Source organism: Providencia rettgeri (assembly GCF_023205015.1).
GTDB lineage: Bacteria > Pseudomonadota > Gammaproteobacteria > Enterobacterales > Enterobacteriaceae > Providencia > Providencia rettgeri_E.
The window spans coordinates 1,971,248-1,990,553 of sequence record NZ_CP096258.1 but is presented as its reverse complement, the minus strand read 5'-3'; the positions used below and the strand labels follow the sequence as shown (position 1 = coordinate 1,990,553).

14 protein-coding genes are annotated in these 19,306 nt (G+C 40.1%); 6 read left to right on the top strand and 8 right to left on the bottom strand.

Annotated elements, in window-relative coordinates:
- Positions 1–318 precede the first annotated feature (318 nt).
- Positions 319–735 carry a 1,4-dihydroxy-2-naphthoyl-CoA hydrolase gene (gene menI / locus M0M83_RS09115; protein ID WP_094961759.1) on the bottom strand — a complete coding sequence of 139 codons (417 nt, stop codon included), beginning with the start codon at positions 733–735 and terminating at the stop codon, positions 319–321.
- On the bottom strand, positions 735–3,788 hold the full coding sequence (gene ydiJ / locus M0M83_RS09110) for a D-2-hydroxyglutarate dehydrogenase YdiJ (RefSeq protein WP_248468332.1): 3,054 nt from the start codon (positions 3,786–3,788) through the stop codon (positions 735–737). Before ydiJ ends, menI begins: the two co-directional genes overlap by 1 nt.
- A 256-nt stretch (positions 3,789–4,044) precedes the next feature.
- Here ydiJ and ydiK point away from each other — a divergent pair, with 256 nt between their 5' ends.
- Positions 4,045–5,160, top strand: a complete 1,116-nt coding sequence (gene ydiK, locus M0M83_RS09105; RefSeq protein ID WP_125890964.1) for an AI-2E family transporter YdiK — start codon at positions 4,045–4,047, stop codon at positions 5,158–5,160.
- 710 nt (positions 5,161–5,870) lie between these two features.
- On the opposite strand, the gene ppsA is transcribed toward ydiK, so the two are convergent.
- On the bottom strand, positions 5,871–8,249 hold the full coding sequence (gene ppsA / locus M0M83_RS09100; protein WP_213913259.1) for a phosphoenolpyruvate synthase: 2,379 nt from the start codon (positions 8,247–8,249) through the stop codon (positions 5,871–5,873).
- Positions 8,250–8,514: 265 nt separating this feature from the next.
- Here ppsA and ppsR point away from each other — a divergent pair, with 265 nt between their 5' ends.
- From ppsR to M0M83_RS09075, 5 genes are all read left to right on the top strand, one after another.
- Positions 8,515–9,375 carry a posphoenolpyruvate synthetase regulatory kinase/phosphorylase PpsR gene (gene ppsR, locus M0M83_RS09095; protein WP_413776180.1) on the top strand — a complete coding sequence of 287 codons (861 nt, stop codon included), beginning with the start codon at positions 8,515–8,517 and terminating at the stop codon, positions 9,373–9,375.
- A gap of 123 nt (positions 9,376–9,498) precedes the next feature.
- Positions 9,499–10,548 (top strand): 3-deoxy-7-phosphoheptulonate synthase, encoded by a 1,050-nt coding sequence (locus M0M83_RS09090; RefSeq protein WP_248468331.1) that lies wholly within the window; start codon positions 9,499–9,501, stop codon positions 10,546–10,548.
- 371 nt (positions 10,549–10,919) lie between these two features.
- Positions 10,920–13,076: a TonB-dependent receptor domain-containing protein gene (locus tag M0M83_RS09085; RefSeq protein ID WP_248468330.1), complete on the top strand. Its 2,157-nt coding sequence runs from the start codon at positions 10,920–10,922 to the stop codon at positions 13,074–13,076.
- Positions 13,077–13,197: 121 nt separating this feature from the next.
- Positions 13,198–14,250: a hemin-degrading factor gene (locus M0M83_RS09080; RefSeq protein ID WP_213913262.1), complete on the top strand. Its 1,053-nt coding sequence runs from the start codon at positions 13,198–13,200 to the stop codon at positions 14,248–14,250.
- Between the two features lie 545 nt (positions 14,251–14,795).
- Positions 14,796–15,167: a helix-turn-helix domain-containing protein gene (locus tag M0M83_RS09075; RefSeq protein WP_125890958.1), complete on the top strand. Its 372-nt coding sequence runs from the start codon at positions 14,796–14,798 to the stop codon at positions 15,165–15,167.
- A gap of 78 nt (positions 15,168–15,245) precedes the next feature.
- On the opposite strand, the gene M0M83_RS09070 is transcribed toward M0M83_RS09075, so the two are convergent.
- The 5 genes from M0M83_RS09070 to arnT all read right to left on the bottom strand — a co-directional run bounded on the left by M0M83_RS09070 (position 15,246) and on the right by arnT (position 19,303).
- Positions 15,246–16,262: a lipoate--protein ligase gene (locus M0M83_RS09070; RefSeq protein ID WP_248468328.1), complete on the bottom strand. Its 1,017-nt coding sequence runs from the start codon at positions 16,260–16,262 to the stop codon at positions 15,246–15,248.
- Positions 16,263–16,325: 63 nt separating this feature from the next.
- A complete protein-coding gene (locus M0M83_RS09065) occupies positions 16,326–16,814 on the bottom strand; it encodes a C40 family peptidase (protein WP_125890956.1) in 489 nt (162 codons plus the stop codon).
- An 82-nt stretch (positions 16,815–16,896) separates the two neighbouring features.
- A complete protein-coding gene (gene arnF / locus M0M83_RS09060) occupies positions 16,897–17,304 on the bottom strand; it encodes a 4-amino-4-deoxy-L-arabinose-phosphoundecaprenol flippase subunit ArnF (RefSeq protein WP_125890955.1) in 408 nt (135 codons plus the stop codon).
- On the bottom strand, positions 17,301–17,648 hold the full coding sequence (gene arnE, locus M0M83_RS09055) for a 4-amino-4-deoxy-L-arabinose-phosphoundecaprenol flippase subunit ArnE (RefSeq protein ID WP_213913264.1): 348 nt from the start codon (positions 17,646–17,648) through the stop codon (positions 17,301–17,303). The genes arnF and arnE overlap by 4 nt, the downstream gene beginning before the upstream one ends.
- Positions 17,645–19,303 (bottom strand): lipid IV(A) 4-amino-4-deoxy-L-arabinosyltransferase, encoded by a 1,659-nt coding sequence (gene arnT, locus M0M83_RS09050; protein ID WP_248468320.1) that lies wholly within the window; start codon positions 19,301–19,303, stop codon positions 17,645–17,647. Before arnT ends, arnE begins: the two co-directional genes overlap by 4 nt.
- Positions 19,304–19,306 lie beyond the last annotated feature (3 nt).

Below are 19,306 nucleotides of genomic sequence, written 5' to 3'. Positions count from 1 at the left end.
CCATTTGTTTTAAGAGGTTATAGCTATTTTAGCTCTTTTCTTGCTCACTCTTAGATTAAAAAACAAACAGCACCCTAGAAAAACCAGCATAATTCATTGATAAATAACAAGTAAATAGAGTTGTGTTTTTCATTTAAATTTGTACTAAATAATACACTTAAATGACACAAATTAATAAAGATGCATTTATTATACAACTTAATTAACTTGATAAAAATGAATTTATAGAAAGAATGGCCATAAAGCCACACAATGAAAAGGGTTTTATAGGGTTATCCAGCCTTTGATTAGCCAAAAACCCTATATTTAAAATGGTTATTATTCAAATAATACCGCAGTTGTCAGGCGAGAAGTACAACACAATTTTCCTTGTTCATTGAAAATTTCAATATTCCACACTTGCTGGCGACGCCCTAAATGAATAGGTTTACAAATCCCCTTCACAACCCCTGAACGAGCAGCACGAACATGGTTTGCATTGATTTCCAACCCGACCACCTTTTGTTCCCCTTCCGAGCACATATAACCCGCAATTGAACCTAAGGATTCAGCTAATACAACGGAAGCACCACCATGCAATAACCCAAAAGGCTGTTTGGTACGATGATCAACAGGCATTATTCCTTCTAAATAATCATCTCCAATTGCCGTTATTTCAATACCGAGATGCCCTAACATGCAGGTTTTTGACATTTCAGCGAGTTGTTGCAAATTAAATTGACGTTTCCAAATCATTAAACTATCTCCAACAGGGCTTGAATAGGATGTTTTATTGCTACATTTTCCATTCGCTTAACTTGGCTACGGCAAGAGTAACCTGAACTCAAACAGCGATCTTTTGGTAAAGGAGACATTGCACCTTTCCACGATAAGTTATAAATTCCTTTTGAATTTTCAAGATTCGCTACTTCGTGCCCATAAGTCCCTGCCATGCCACAACATCCAACACTAACATTATTTAATGTTTGCCCAAAGCGAGCAAATAACGCTGCCCATTGATTCGCACTATTAGGTAAAGCCGTTGATTCCGTACAATGACCGAAAAAATACCACGGTTGAGCCGATGCCGTTTGCATATTGTGTGGTTCAGGCAATGTCATTAACCACTCATGCGCCAACATCACCGTAAATTGGCATTGTTCTTTGCCTAAAATTTCATGATATTCATCGCGGTAACAAAGTACCAGCGCAGGGTCAACACCAACCATTGGCAGCTGTAACTTTGCCACTCGATTTAAAAAGTCCGCAGTCTTACGTGCTGTTTTCGCAAACTTCGCTAAAAAACCTTTGATGTGTTGTGCTTTTCCATTCGGTGAGAACGGTAACAATACAGGTTTAAGGCCTAATTTTTCGATTAAGCGGACAAAATCTGCCACTACTTTGGCATCGTAATAACTGGTGAAAGGGTCTTGAACCACCAGCACATATTTTTCACGCTGTGAACCCGTCATACTTTCAAGTTGTTCAAGCGTGACAGAAACTGCGGCATGCCCTGAAAGTTCTTGTTTTAACGTGGGTTGAGAAAACAACGGTAAATCCACCATACCTATAGTGTGTTGGCTCAATTTTTGCACCATTGGTTGACGCAAAAAGAAATTAAATACCCCCGGCACTTTGGAAAATAATGGGGCACTTGCTTCAACGTTCGCAACAATGTGATCCCGAATAGGACGTAAATAGCGGCCATGGTACAACGCTAAAAATTTCGCTCTAAATGAGGGCACATCAATTTTGATCGGGCATTGAGTTGAACAGGCTTTACAGGCAAGGCACCCTGCCATTGAGGCTTTCACCTCGTGAGAGAAGTCATAATCGCCTTGCTTCGCACGCCAAGTGTTACGGGTTTTCTCTATGAGACCACGCAATGTTGGTTGGCTTTGTGTAATACCTTTTTCAAGGTGTTCTGGTGTAACGCCTTGTTCCGCGAGTAACCTTAACCATTCGCGAACAAGTGTCGCGCGGCCTTTCGGGGAATGGACTCGTTGACCGCTCACCTTCATCGACGGGCACATCGGACTTTTCACATCAAAATTAAAACACAGCCCATTGCCATTACACTCCATTGCACCACGGAATTCTTGGCGCATTTGGACTGGAATTTGCCGGTCATACGTTCCTCGCTTGATATCATCAACCTGCTTCATCGGTGCATCTAGCCCTGCAGGCGGACAGATTTTACCCGGGTTCAAACGGTTATCGGGGTCAAAAGCGGCTTTGATGTTACGCAGTTCAGCGTATAACACATCACCAAAAAATTCAGGGCTATATTGTGCACGGAAACCTTTCCCATGCTCCCCCCACAGTAGTCCACCGTATTTCGCGGTTAATGCCACAATTTCATCAGAAATTTGTTTCATCAATACTTCTTGTTGCGGATCACACATATCAAGTGCGGGACGAACGTGTAAGACACCTGCATCTACATGGCCAAACATGCCATAATTCAAGTTATGACTGTCTAATAATGCACGAAATTCTACTATATAGTCTGCGAGATGCTCAGGGGGAACGCAGGTATCCTCAACAAATGGAATTGGTTTCGCTGCGCCTTTACTATTACCCAACAACCCAACCGCTTTTTTACGCATGTTATAAATACGCGTAATATCTTCAAGATCATGACAAGTTTGATAGCCAATCACTCCGGCTTGGTTGCTTGCCATTAATTCGTCTAAGCGTTGGCACAGGCTTTCAGTCAATTGATTGATTTCATCTTCGTCGTCACCACTAAATTCGACGATGTTTAACCCTAACATTTCTTTATTTGGCACATCTGTAATTAAGGCTTTTACGGAATGCCAAACGATGTCTTCTTTTGCCAAGTTAAGTACTTTTGAATCCACGGTTTCAACAGACAGTGCTTTCGCTTCAACCATAAAAGGCGCATTACGCAATGCGGACTCAAAAGAGTCATATTTTACATTTACTAAGCGCCGTACTTTTGGCAAAGGTGTGATATCAAGCGTCGCCTCGGTAATAAAGGCTAAAGACCCTTCAGACCCAGTCAAAATGCGGGTAAGGTCAAATTCGGTTAGTGCATCATTAAATACATGACGTAAATCATAGCCAGTTAGGAAACGGTTTAACTTAGGAAATTTTTCTTCAATTAATGGACGTTGCTCTAAACAGCGTTCTAACACCGTTTTATAAATGCGCCCCACCGTAGAATCTTCTGACGCAATCGTTTGGGCGAGTTCGATAGGCATAGCGCGTGTATCTAGGCATTCACCACCTAACACCATGGCTTTGACACCTAATACGTGATCAGACGTTTTTCCATAAACTAATGAGCCTTGGCCTGATGCGTCAGTGTTGATCATCCCACCTAACGTTGCTCGGTTACTGGTGGATAATTCAGGTGAAAAGAAATAACCGTAAGGCTTGAGGTACTGATTTAATTGGTCTTTGATGACCCCTGCCTCAACTTTAACCCAACCTTGCTCTGGGTTTATTTCTAAAATACGGTTCATGTAACGGGACATATCGACAACAATCCCTTCAGTTAAGGATTGCCCATTAGTTCCCGTCCCTCCTCCCCGAGGTGTAAAGCTAAGCTCACGAAACTTTGCTTGCCCTGCAAGACGAGTGATAATTTGTACATCTGCACTCGAACGTGGAAACAGAACCGCTTGAGGTAATAGTTGGTAAATACTGTTGTCCGTCGCCATAGATAAACGCTCAGCATAGCTGGTGCCGTTATCCCCAGTAAAACCCTGTTCTTGTAGCTCATGCAAGAACTCGATGACTAAATGACTAAGATGAGGAGCTTCTGATATACACGGGATCATTATTAACGATGACTCTTGTTGTTTAGTGTTCGCATTACTCGTTATGTACTATCTTTATTTAAAGTTGCACAATAGTGTCTGAGGTCTATGATGAATTACCCTCACAGCCTGTAAAGAGAGCACAGCCGCTGATGACATTGCCATCATGAACCATACCACAATATTGTTTTTTTTAACCGTGAAAAATAATTACGTTATTTTCACCTAAAAACTTGCCACACACGCAGAATTTTCATTTGTAAAGGATCAGTCATTAATGGAAAAATCGCAAAAACGCTTGGATCTTCCCAAACTTATTTTCGGCCTATTATCCATCGTTTTAATGATAGCAGCCTGCTTTTGGGTACTTAATCCATTTATTCTTGGCTTTGTATGGGCTGGAATGATGGTCATTGCTACTTGGCCACTATTATTAAAGCTAGAAGCTCGCTTATGGCACAAGCGCTGGTTAGCGACATTAGTGATGGTTCTTCTTATATTACTGCTATTCGTTATCCCATTAGGTATTCTCATCGGCAGCATTATTGAAAATAGTACCCCACTTATTGATTTAGCCAAATCACCATCTAGCCTAACATTGCCTGATTTAGAATGGCTAAATACCATCCCAATGGTCGGTGAGAAAATTTACTATGCATGGCATAGTTTAGTCGCCAGTGGTGGTAATGCTTTACTGGCTAAAATTCAACCCTACTTTGGCCAAGCTGCAGGGTGGTTTGCCACTCAAGCTATTAGCGCGGGACGATTTGTTTTTCATTTGATGCTCATGCTGTTGTTTAGTGGTTTGCTTTACCTTAAAGGTGAATCAGTGATGGTTGGCATCCGCCACTTTGCTGTACGTCTTGCTGGGATCCGTGGGGATGCAGCTGTCGTGTTAGCAGCGCAATCGATTCGGGCTGTTGCCCTTGGTGTGGTCGTCACCGCGCTAATTCAAGCCATCGTCGGGGGAATTGGACTTGCCTTGTCGGGTATTGGTTATGCCGCCATCTTGACTGTCTTGTTGTTTATATGCTGTGTGGCGCAATTGGGGCCTCTACTCATTATGGTGCCATCCGTCATTTGGCTGTTTTGGACAGGTGATACAACCTGGGGAATTATTCTTGCTATATGGGCCGCAGTTGTTGCTACCATGGATGGCGTTCTACGCCCATGGTTAATTAAAATGGGTGCAGACTTACCAATGGTTTTGATCCTTATTGGTGTTATTGGTGGAATTCTATCATTTGGTATGATTGGGTTGTTTATTGGCCCAGTTGTATTAGCTGTTTCATATAGCTTACTAAAAGCTTGGATGAATGAAGTCGCTGTTCCAAATGAAGACTTAACAGAAACTGAAAAGTTTCTAGAAGAAGAGTTTTCGATTAAAAAGTAGTATAGCACTAAATTAGTTGCAGGCATGTTCAAGCTATGCATGCCTGCTAACTTAATAAATGCCGCTCATTAATATTTAGAAACAATATTTAACATTCTAACGTTAGTATTTAGCCTAATTTATGTTAACATAAATCTATTGAATTAATTCTCGTTAAGTAACAATGATTAATATTAATATTGAGAGTGTTCTTAATGATAGTATAATATGAATGGTTTAACATTCGATTATTCAATTATCTAGATCTAAAAAACTATGCCATCCCCTTCTAGGCGTGGTTTTATTAACTAAATTGCTGTGTGTAGTCTTTGCCTGTCAGCCCATGATAGGCTTTTTTTTTATCTTAATTTAATATGAATACTATTCATGTCACAATCAGAACATCAGTTTATAATTATTGATTAACATCAATTTCTGTCATTATTATCAGTAATCTTACTCCTTTAGCGTTATATAATTAATTAAGTTTCGTTACGCCTATTTAGGATATGTTTCTCTTGTAAAACTTAATACACATAATGCGGGTAATTATATTTAATTTATTTTTTTCTTATACCCAAGAAGTATTATATGAACAGTTATCCAGAACTGTTTAATATTAATCTACTGATAATCGTATTTATCAATTTCTACAATAGGTCATTTTAATCAAGTAAATGAAAAGGCTGAATGTTATTCACATTCAGCCTGATAATTAATAAATGAGATAACTATTGATTTTCAGCTATCGTTAACCACGTTTGTACGACAGTATCGGGGTTTAAAGATAAACTATCAATGCCTTCATCTACCAGCCACTGGGCGAAGTCTTGATGGTCGGATGGCCCTTGACCACAAATGCCTACATATTTGTTTTGGCGTTTTGCAGCTTGTATCGCCATGGATAACATCGCTTTAACTGCATCGTTTCGTTCATCGAATAATTCAGAAACAACACCTGAGTCCCTATCAAGGCCTAATGTTAACTGAGTCATATCATTCGAACCAATAGAGAAACCGTCAAAATGTTCGAGGAATTGGTCCGCCAGTAAAGCATTTGATGGTATTTCGCACATCATAATAACTTTTAGACCGTTTTCACCGCGTTTCAAATCATGTTTCGCCAGTTCTGCTATTACTGACTCCGCTTGTGCAACGGTACGCACAAATGGGATCATGACTTCAACATTCGTTAGGCCCATCGTATTACGAACACGTTTCACCGCTTCACACTCTAATGCAAAACAGGCACGGAAGCTGTCAGACACATAACGGCCAGCACCACGGAAACCTAGCATTGGGTTCTCTTCTTCAGGCTCATAAATATCCCCGCCGACTAAATTGGCATATTCATTTGACTTGAAGTCAGATAAACGGACAATAACGCGTTTTGGCCAGAAAGCCGCGGCTAGAGTCGAGATTCCTTCGGTTAATTTACCAATATAAAACTCAATCGGATCATCATAACCCGCCATCATTTGGCGAATTTCGGCTTGCAGCTCAGGAGATTGTTTATCAAACTCCAGCAGTGCTCTTGGGTGAACACCAATCATACGATTGATGATAAACTCAAGTCTTGCTAAGCCCACGCCTTCATTAGGTAAGCAAGCAAAATCAAATGCACGATCAGGGTTACCCACGTTCATCATGATTTTGACATCCAGATTTGGCATATCACTCACTTCAGAACTGTGAATTTCAAATGCCAATTTACCTTCATACACAAAGCCCGTATCCCCTTCTGAACAAGAAACGGTCACCTCTTGGCCTTCATGCAAACGGTCAGTCGCATCACCACATCCCACAACGGCTGGGATACCTAATTCGCGAGCGATAATTGCAGCATGGCAAGTACGTCCACCACGATTCGTCACAATCGCAGCCGCTTTTTTCATGATAGGTTCCCAATCAGGGTCAGTCATATCGGTAACAAGTACATCACCGGCCTGAATTCTATCCATCTCACTCAAGTTATGAATGACTTTAACAACCCCAGAGCCAATGCGATGACCAATTGCACGTCCTTCAACTAAAACTTGTCCTTGTTGTTTTAATTGATAACGCTCCATCACTTGTTGATTAGAGCGAACGGTTTCTGGCCTTGCTTGCACAATGTATAAACGCCCATTGTGGCCATCTTTAGCCCACTCGATATCCATTGGACGACCGTAGTGTTTTTCAATCTGCAAAGCTTGGCGAGCCAGTTCTTCAACTTCATGATCAGCTAAAGAGAAACGATTGCGTAGCGCTTCTGGCACATCTTCGATTTGTACTTGTTTACCGTGCTCTTTACTGTTGGCATACACCATTTGTAATTTTTTAGAGCCCAGTGTACGACGCACAATCGCGGGACGGCTATTTGTTAGTGTTGGCTTATGGACATAAAATTCATCTGGGTTCACAGCGCCTTGCACCACCATCTCACCTAAACCATACGCAGAGGTGATAAATACCACTTGGTCGAAGCCCGATTCAGTATCAATCGTAAACATAACGCCAGATGAGGCTAGATCTGAACGTACCATCCGTTGAATACCAGCGGAAAGTGCGACACCACGGTGATCATAACCTTGGTGAACACGATATGAAATCGCACGGTCATTAAACAGTGAAGCAAAAACGTGTTTAATCGCAACTAATACTGCGTCTATCCCTTGAACGTTAAGGAATGTTTCCTGTTGCCCTGCAAACGAAGCGTCAGGCATATCCTCTGCGGTTGCCGATGAGCGAACTGCAAATGAGGCTTCCGCTTCACCTTCTGACAGTTGCGCGAATGCATCACGAATATCTTGTTCCAACTCCTTCGTCAGTGGAGTATCAATCACCCATTGACGGATCTGAGCACCTGCTACAGCCAGTTGGTTCACATCATCAATATCCGTTTCATCTAGCAGGTTATAAATGCGCTGATTTACACCGCTCTGCTCCAGAAAATCATTAAACGCCTGTGCGGTTGTCGCGAAACCGTTAGGTACGGATACTCCCAGATCAGATAAGTTAGTGATCATTTCACCGAGAGAAGCATTTTTGCCTCCGACACGGTCAACATCATTCATCCCTAATTGGTTATACCAAAGTACATTACACGGAGTGAGGCCATTTGTGGACATTGAAAGCGATCCTTTTATAGCAATTTAGTGACAGAGTACAAATCGTAAAAAATCTCGTTGGCGAAAATTCGCCTCGTGAAATAGACTAGCACAGACGATAAGAGAAGATGGACTAGTGAATCGTTCCATCACTGAAGAAAACTTTTTTGTTCTAAAAATCGTTCAAAAAATGGCTATAGTTCCCCCTATAAACTAATTTTTAAACTTTAAACAAAGATAATATCTCCCAATATCCAGTGATAAATACAATAAGAGACAAATAATGATGACCGAATTAGGAACAATGAATAATATGGCAAGCCAAGTTCAACGTACTGTTTTCTTTATTTCTGATGGAACCGCGATCACCGCTGAAACTTTGGGGCACGCCGTACTTTCTCAATTTCCTCTGTCATTTATTTCTTATACTCTGCCGTTTGTGACGAGCGAAACCCGCGCACAGGAAATTAAACAAAAAATTGATGTTATTTTCCAAGAAACCCAGCTACGCCCTTTAGTGTTCTATTCGATTATCTCCCCTGAAGTAAAGCAAATCATCACCCAAAGTGCTGGGTTTTGCCAAGATATCGTCCAAAGTTTAGTCGCGCCAATTCAAAAGGAAGTTGGCCTAGAACCTGAGCCAAAACTCAACCGAACTCATGGTTTGTCTATGCAGAATATGAATCAATATGATGCACGTATAGCTGCTATTGAATACACACTAGCTCATGACGATGGGATTTCTTTACGTAATTTAGACCAAGCCCAAGTGATACTTATTGGTGTTTCACGTTGCGGTAAAACGCCGACAAGCCTCTATTTAGCGATGCAATTTGGGATCCAAGCCGCAAATTACCCGTTTACGGCTGATGATATGGATAACTTACAGTTACCTGCCGCGTTGCGCCCATATACTCATAAGTTATTCGGTTTAACGATCAGCCCTGAACGGTTAGCAGCCATTCGTGAAGAGCGCCGTGAAAATAGCCGTTATGCCTCCATCAGACAATGTCGTATTGAGATAGCGGAAGTTGAAGCTTTATTTCGACAAAATAAAATCAATTACTTAAACACGACGAACTATTCTGTTGAAGAAATTTCTGCAAAAGTGATTGATACCATGGGCTTACAAAGACGAATATTTTAATGAATACAAATAAAAAAAATATTCATTCCTGCTAAGTTGGAGGTTGAAATTAAGCCACATTCGTTTATTGTGATCTTAATCACTTATAGGGCATATGCCTATTAAAGTTCTTTGAGAAAGAAAATGCACAAAACTGATGAATTACGTACTGCGAGAGTGGATAGCTTAATTACCCCACAAACTCTCGCTGATGAGTTTCCCATTTCCCAAAAAGTGGCTGATAACGTGACAACGTCACGTAAAAGAATTGAACAAATTCTATCTGGTAAAGATCCTCGTCTACTTGTCATTGTCGGCCCTTGTTCGATTCATGACATTGATGCCGCGATTGAATACGCGAAAAAATTAAATGTATTAAGAGAACGCCATCAAGACCGTTTAGAAATTGTCATGCGAACTTACTTTGAAAAACCACGTACTGTGGTTGGTTGGAAAGGGTTAATTTCTGATCCTAACCTCGACAACTCTTGCCAAGTCAATACAGGCATCCGCTTAGCACGTAAGTTACTGATTGAAGTTAATCAATTAGGGCTAGCTACAGCAACCGAATTTCTTGATATGGTTACTGGACAATATATTGCAGACCTCATTAGTTGGGGAGCTATTGGAGCCCGTACAACAGAGAGCCAAATCCACCGTGAAATGGCATCCGCACTGTCTTGCCCGGTTGGATTCAAAAATGGGACTGACGGTAATATAAATATTGCTATTGATGCGATAAGAGCGGCAAAAGCACAGCATATGTTTTTATCACCGGATAAAAACGGGCAAATGACCATTTACCAAACCAGTGGTAACCCGCATGGGCATATTATTATGCGTGGCGGCAAACAGCCGAATTACACTGCCGGTGACTTAGCCGCAGCTTGCGACAAACTACGTAAGTTTGAATTGCCAGAGCATTTAGTGGTCGATTTCAGTCATGGTAATTGCCAAAAAATTCATCGTCGCCAACTCGAAGTTGCACGAGATATTGCGGAACAAATAAAAGATGGCTCGACCGCTATCAGTGGAGTGATGGCAGAAAGCTTCTTAATTGAAGGTACACAAAAAGTGGTTTCTGACCAACCGCTAGTTTATGGTCAATCGATTACCGATCCATGCCTTGGCTGGGAAGATACCGAACAACTTATTGAAATTCTTGCTCAAGCTGTTGAGTCTCGTTTTAAATAACCCCCATAATTCCAACTTATTTCTTACGATAAGCCCTTTAGTAAAATAAACACTAAAGGGCTTTTTATATTCAAAAAAATATAATTATCATTTAAATATAACCACTGCGATATAATAATTCAGTTAATTACAAGATAACGATATTTTAATCCAGAAATATCTTGACCCACCACTCACTAACGATAATAATTCTCACTACGAACGAATTTATCCGTTAGATCACCAGTAGCCTAGCCCCTGCTATTCGCTACAACATTACAGAACCAAATAGTTCAAATAAACAAATACGTTACGTAAATACTTATTGCATGCCACCCAGATAATTTATCCAGGCAGCCAGCAAATTCTGAAACCAAAGGAAAGGATTTCCTATGTTGTTTAAATCGATCTCTACATCAGCCCATCAAGAACACAAAATATCATTCTCCGCGCTTGCTGCTACTGTCGTCATGACTGGGTTTAGTAACACAGTTTTGGCTGAAAATTCATCACCTACAAATACAATGTCAAAAACGGATACTCGGGACATTATTCATGTTTCTAGCTCCCCTCTTAGTTTAGAAAATATCGCTGTAGCAGAACAAGTCGATGTCATTGATGCAAAATCACCTGAATATCAATCTGCAACATCCGCCTTAGATTTACTAAAAGGCCAAGCTGGGGTCTTTGTTTCTGGTTCCAATAGCACTTATGGCCAAGGCATTCAAATGCGAGGTTATGATTCACGAGGCGTGAAAGTTACTGTTGATAATATCACTCAGGACTTTTATTCAGGCCTATATGAAGCTACATTTATTGACCCCACCTTAATAAAAAAAGTATTTATCCATAAAGGTGCATCATCTGTACATCATGGCGGCGGTGCATTGGCTGGGGTTGTCTCATTCAAAACAATAACTGCAGCTGATATATTAAAACCTGGGCAAAAATTCGGCGGTCAGGTATTCAGCGGTATTAACCGTAATAACCACGGTTACTATGCAGGTGCAACGCTGTTGGGCAGAACTGAATCAACGGATACCCTATTCAGCTACAGTCAACGTAAAAAGTACCTACTCGGCTCACCCGAATTTGAAAACGTTGATAATACTGAACAGCTAAATAACTGGATGCTCAAAAGCAGCTGGCTTGCCCACCCTTCATATTATTTGACGTTACAATTAAAAGAATATCGCAACAATAGTTTAGGGGTAAAACAACCCGCTAAACCCACAGAAAAAAATAGATATCCAAATACACCGCATGAAAGGCAAAGCCATCAGCGAGATATTGCCATTAGCCAATTTTTTACACCCAAAAATGAGATAAATTGGCAAGCTCAGTGGGATATTTATTATACAGATTTATATTTAGATCAAACTGATACAGTTAAGATCAAGAAAAAACCAAAAGAGTATGGTTCTGAAGCTCGCAATCAATATACCTATGGGACTAAATTTACTAATAGCTTCACTTTACCTATGCATAACTGGGTAAATCATCATATTCAAAGTGGTTTCGAATATTATCAGCAAAAGCAAACGTCAAATCAGTACGCAATAAGTTATCCACCAGCAGAACTCGACAACATGTCAGGCTGGTTGGTTAATGACATGACATTGCATCAATTACCGTTAACTTTATCAATTGGAACGCGCTTTACACAATACCGCGCATCGAGGAATAATTTCCCTGAAAGTAAACATACCAACTTGTCATCCCGTATGGCTGTTAGTATTACTCCAACCCATTGGCTCAATCTTTTTTCATCATACGCTGAGGCATACCGTACTCCACGTATGTCTGAGCTTTATAATAATTCAAACCATTTCACTATACCTTTTTTTGGCACTCGCTCAAACTTTCGCCCATCGCCTGATTTACGTCCAGAAACGAATAAAACCCTCGAAACAGGCGTAAAATTCAGTTTTGATGGGGTACTTATTGATAATAGCGACCTTCAATTTGGTTCAACCTACTTTAAGACCAAATCTAAAAACCATATTGCCCTTGAAGGCCTCTATACGCCAAGGTATGGCCAATGGTTCCCCGATGAGCTTTATTATATCAATATTCCCAGCGCATCCATTTATGGCATCGATAGCTTTATAAGCTACAGAACACCATGGTTTGAATTAAATATCAATCACAATAAAACCACAGGTAGAGAAGACAGCTCTCATTATTCTCTTTCGTCTATACGCCCTGAAACACTAACGACTCGGTTAAATATACCGGTTGCTAGTACTGGCTTTACTCTAGGCTGGATTGGGGAATTCTCTGCAAAAACTCAACTTCAAGGTAATGATAAATATAAAAAGTGGCATCACAAATCAAGCCAAGGTTTAGATCGTTATCATAAAGAAGTCATTCAGCATGCAGGCTATAGCATTCATGATTTCTATGTAAATTACCAAGCAGATCAATTCATAAAAGGATTAAGTTCGACTCTCACAATGAAAAATGCATTTGATAAGCAATATGTCTCTTCTATGGGAGTTCCTCAGGAAGGCCGAAACTTTTATATCAACATAAATTACAACTGGTAGTTAAGTAGTAAAAAACCATGTTATCAACTGATTTTATTGAATTTATCTGCAGTATAGAAATAAATCGGTTGTCAGTTGATAACTCATCACTGTGTTTTGTCATTTTATTAAGGAAAAACTTGTGAATTCAGACCTCTATCATGATTACCTACAAGCTAAAAAAACGTACACTCATAAGCACGCCCAAGAAATAGCGGCCTTACTTGGCGTATCAGAAGCCCAATTAATTCATTGTCGTGTCGGCAAAGATAATGTTCAACGATTGGTCAGTAAACCTGTTGATATCCTACAAGATTTAACCACAATAGGGAAAGCTATAGGGATCACTCGTAATCAGTACGCTGTTAGTATTCAAACAGGTGCATATAATAACCCGAAATTTAGCAATCACGGTGGGCTATTTCTAAACCCTAAAGCATTAGACTTACGTATGTTCTTTGCACAATGGAGTTCAATTTTTGCACTCTCTGAAAAAACGTCAGAGGGAACTCGCCACAGCATTCAATTTTTCGATAAATATGGAGATTCTTTACACAAGGTTTTTTCCACCGACAACACTGATATAGCGGCTTGGCAAGCCTTGATAGAACGCTACAGCACATCAGAGAATCCGCCTATAGAACCTAAAACCATTTCACCATTTTCAGAACAGAAAATCAGCGAAGAACTCGCCTCTCAATTAGAACAGCAATGGCGTGATATGACAAATGTTCATCAGTTTTTTGGCATATTAAAGAAACACAATCTAAGTCGTCAGCAAGTTTTTCGCGCTGTTAGCCAAGAATTAGCATGGCAAGTACCTTCAACGGCCTTATCTGATCTGCTTTCCCTTGCATACCAAGCACAAAATGAAGTGATGCTCTTTGTAGGAAACCGTGGATGCGTGCAAATATTTACAGGAAAAATAAATGAACTATCATCACTCTCTGTTGAAAGCTCTCAAACTGATTGGTTAAATATTTCAAGTACAAACTTTAAACTTCATCTCATTGAAAGTGGCATTTCTGAGTGCTGGGTCACACGCAAGCCAACTAAAGATGGCTTTGTAACAAGCCTTGAGGTCTTTGATACCCAAGGTAACCAAATTATTCAAATGTATGGCCAGCGCATAGAAGGCACACCAGAACAAATAGAATGGAGCAAACAAATTCTTTCTATATCTCGCATAAAATAAAAGAATAATAAATAGATAAATGGGCTTCTAATGGTAATTTTCTGAATACCTTCCAACCCCAAATGGGGATTAAGCTAGAGATGAAATTTACCATAGAACCCTTTAATTCACTTACATGAGTGATCCCTCCTAAAAAATTGCCAGTTATGGCGATTATCCACCAGAATAATTTACCTCGGGATTTCCTGTCTATTGTTATAAAAAAACGATTATAAAAGAAACAATAATTTTTCAATTGTTTACTTGGTTAATAATTTCGAATAGCTTGGACAATTATTTTGAACATAATGAACATAGTGCCTTACCACCACCTAAAAAAATAACAAATAAAATGCAATCACTTGAATTTAAAGAATTTTAAACATACAATAGTGTATGTTTAAAATGTTAATTTTTTCAACATCTATTGTAGTGATAGCTATTCTCATTAAAAAACCGCACGTTTAGCCTATCGATATATCGGAAAAACAGGAAGAATAGACCCTAATTTCGTGAGTTATTATTAGTTATTAATGAACAATAGCCTACTTGAGTAGGAGGTAAATATGTCAGAAAGTGTAGTCAACGATATTGTTAAATGGCTTGAAAGCCAGTTGCAGCGCAATGAAGGCATCAAAATCGACACAATTGCCGATAAAAGCGGTTATTCAAAATGGCATTTACAGCGTGTTTTCAAAGAAATGAAAGGTTGCACGCTTGGCGAATACGTCCGTAAACGTCGTTTATTAGAAGCAGCTAAATCATTACGTGAAGGTAACTTACCAATTCTTGATATCGCATTGCAATATGGCTTCAGTTCACAGGCGACATTTACCCGTATCTTTAAGAAACACTTTGATACAACCCCTGCAAAATTTCGCCAATCAGGTGAGTTACCTGAATGCAAAAGCTTTATGACCTGTAACTGTCATAACTAATTATTTTCGAACGTCCTTTCCTATTAATTATTTGCAATTTTATAGTCTATGTCTGAGCCGATTATATCGGCTCTTTTTTTAACTTAACTCATGGACTAACCAGTTTTCTAAATCGGCCAACTGTCCTTGCAATTGCGGCCATTTCACGGCCATCTCTTTGCTCAAAGCGCGTATCGTTTCTGTTTGATATGCTTTACCCGCCAATTGCTCACTTAACCACTCCAAAGGAGATGGGTCTAAGCTATCCGTAAAAAACTGACAGCGATTTATCACACCTTTTTCGATATCGAAATGAAACTCGACTCCTCCCCAAGGAAAACGGGTATCTGAATAATGGGAGAAAGCGGGTGCTTGTCCAAAATTCCACTCCCAACTACTTTGTTTAGCAAAGGTTTCTGCAAAATTTGGCAAGTCAGGTAGTTTTGCAGGGGAGATATACTCTGCTTCGACCGTTTCACCGAAGTAATTAAAAAAGCTCTTAATTATTCCTTCGCAAACAATTTCATGAGAAATATGGGGGACAAGCTCTGATAAATTCGCCACACGAGAACGTACAGAAGTGATCCCTTTGGCCTGTAATTTTTTAGGATCTGGATTCAGATAATTTGCTAAGCGACCTAAATCTGCATTAATCAGTAAGGTTCCATGATGAAAACCTCTATCTTTCGTTTCTCGGTATGCAGACCCCGAAATTTTTCGCGGGCCACTTTCAGTCTCTAAGACTAAATCATTACGACCTGATATTTCTGCGTTAATACCGACAAGCGCCAGCCCATCAACAATAATTTGTGTAGACACCGTTTTATCATATTCCGGCTTTCCTGCCATAAACGTAAAACAGGTATTACCTAAGTCATGAAAAACAGCGCCACCACCACTACTACGCCGAGCTAAACGAACATTATCTTCTTCCATCCTTCGGGTGTTACATTCTTTCCACGGATTCTGCGCACGCCCGATAACCACCGTGTCAGCATTTCGCCAGAGAAACATAACACGTTGGTCAGTTGGCATTTGTCGAAAAATAGTTTCTTCAACCGCAAGGTTAAACCAAGGGTCGTAGGATCCAGAGATGAGTAAACGTACTGTTGACATTAAGCTATCCTTAAAACAAAACTTGCCCTTAAGATAGCATAATCACTGAATAAAATAGTGAATTTAGATACGTCTTGCTTGCCAAAACACTTTTCGCCAATAAACGTTATCCATTGATGAACGGATCACCCCTTTACTCGTTGATGCGTGAATGAATGTATTATCGGTATCGTAAATCCCCACATGCAATCCATTCTCCCCTGAACCTGTTTTAAAAAACACCAAATCCCCTGGCATCAAATCAGATTTATCAATCCGTGTGCCTAATTGAGTTTGATCTACTGTTGTTCGAGGTAACTGAATGGCAAAACGGTCGTTAAATGTGCGATAGACAAAACCGGAACAATCCACACCATTTTGATTCATTCCGCCATAATGATAAGGCGTACCATACCACTGCTCTAGCTGGTCTTTTAATTGCGCTATTGTCATGATGGGATCTGACAACTGTGTTTTTAACGGTGGTGGTGGCGTTCTTTTAACCGGTGTCGATGAACACCCAATTAAAACCAAACACAATAATAGTGGGAGGTGTTGTATTTTTATAACCATAAAGCACCTTCTTCGTCTATCTTATTGCGATAACTTGCTTATATTATAGTGCGTGAAGACGATAATATAAGCAACTAAGAAATTATTCCGTTCTATCACTTGATGATTTATTAGGCCGACTAATTAGCCATACCCCTAATAAAATAAAACCAATTCCAATGGCCTTTAGCCCTGTCGCAGGTTCATTAAACCAAGGTAAAAAAACCGCTAATAAATAAACGAAAACATAGCTTAGACTAATAAGCGGATAAGCTTTATTCAATGCTATGTGTTTTAATGCGAATAGCCAACATAGCATCGATAACGCATAGCACACTAACCCTAAAAAAATAATGCTTAAACTAGCAATGTTAGCCAGTAACCAATCAAATTGTAGCCAATGCCAGCCAAGTGTGAATGAAGGAAGTTCAACTACCCCTGCTTTTAAGCTCAGTTGAGCGACTGTGACTAATAACGCGCTGCCAATCACCCATAAATAGCCCTTATTCATACGCTGATACTCATTAGCAAAATACCAAACATAATGGCCGCAACCCCTAACCAGTGATTAAGCCCTGTTTGCTCTTTATACACAAACTGCCCAATAAGAGTAATTAATACAAAATTAATACTTAGCATTGGATAAGCAATACTCAGCGGCATGGTTTCCAATAATTTCAGCCAAAACAACATGCCAAGCCCTAGCATGAAAACCGCCAGCACCAGCCACCGAAGGGCTGATGCGGTTTTATTGGTTTTCTTACTCTGCCAATTGACGACAGCTTGCTTTTGAGCAACTTGCCCAACACAGGTCAAAACACTCACAAGCAATAGCAGCAGTAGTTGTACGATCATTGTTGATGGTAAACCACTATCGCCATACGTGAATTTTTAATAACTTCATCTGGCTTAGGAATGTCAGGTAAGCCTTCTTTACGGCCTAATAAAAAGACAACTGTTACCTGCCCTTCTTTGCGTGCTTTTTCTAACCACTGTGCAAACTGATCTGGCTTAATTAAGCGATGTTGGCTATCTGGGTATTCCAAACCATAACTGAGCTCCCCGCTGCTATTGTATAAATAGATATTGGAATTCTGCGTCTCCCACGCAAGTCCGGCGGCAACCCCAACATTACTTGCCATCAAGTATTTACTATTCATTAGTAAGTCATGATTTTGATGAATAAAGTTTTGAGGCAATTTAGAATCGATGGTGTTGTTTGGCAAAGCACCACCAATACATAAGCTAACGGCTAAAGAACATGAGGCTGCCCATAACCAGTATTTTGCATTTAATACCGTACATAGATAACCAATAATCGCCCAGATAGAAAATGCAACAACGCCCAACACCATTTTTGACCATTCATCTGGTTCGTACAATGGCTTTTTGATCACCGTACTAATGACAATAACCGCGATAACTGCCGCGACCCCTAATACAATATTAATAATCCCGTTGGCTTTCAATGCCTTCATTTTACCATTACGAACGCAATCAACCCCGTATTTCGCCATAAGCAATGCAAGTGGCGCCATAAACGGCAACATATATGTAGGTAACTTGCCACGAGAAATACTGAAAAAGATAACCGGAACAACAAACCAGCACAGTAAGAAAAACATATCGGGGCTAGACTTTCGTTCTTTCCAGCCTTTCATTAGCGCACCCGGTAGCAACCCAGCCCATGGAATAGCACCAAGAATGATAATCGGAATATAATACCAAAACGGTGCTATATGCTGAGCGTCATCTGCCGTGAAACGCTTAATGTGTTCAATCCAAAAGAAATAATGCCAATAATCAGGCTCTTGTTTTGCAACGGCTAATGCCCATGGCAAACTGATAATAACCGCAGAAACGATTGCGAGCGGCCCATACTTAAGTAATTCAAGGAACCGCTTTTGGTAAATTGTGACAGGAAGCATGACAATCACTGGAATAGCGAGGGCTAAGAAGCCTTTAGTCATAAAGGCCATGCCACAAGCTAGGCCAAGACAAAACCATGCCGCTAATTTAGATTTGACTTCCCTCGACTTCATTGCCCACAAGCAACAAAACATACTTGCTGCTATCCATAAGGACAACATTGGGTCGAGAACACTGTAGGTCCCGATGGAGAACACCAAGAACATCGAGATATAAATGAGGCTTGCAACATAAGCAACGTGGTTATTACGCCACATCATTTTTGCCATACGATAGACAAGTAATGCACTAAGAAGAATACAAAAAACCGAACCGAAACGAACAGCAAAGTTAGTTTCACCAAAGATCATTTGGCTAATATTGTTTATCCAGTAACCGGCTACCGGCTTTTCAAAATAACGCACATCCAGCATGTAAGGAACAATCCAATCTCCACGCTGTAACATTTCACGGCTAATTTCCGCATATCGAGTTTCATCCGGTTGCCAAAGTAAACGGCTATTCAACGGCAATAAATAGGTTAAGATAAAAAAAAGAGCCAGCAGAGAGGCTCCTACTTTGCTCGCTCGGTTATTCAACATAGG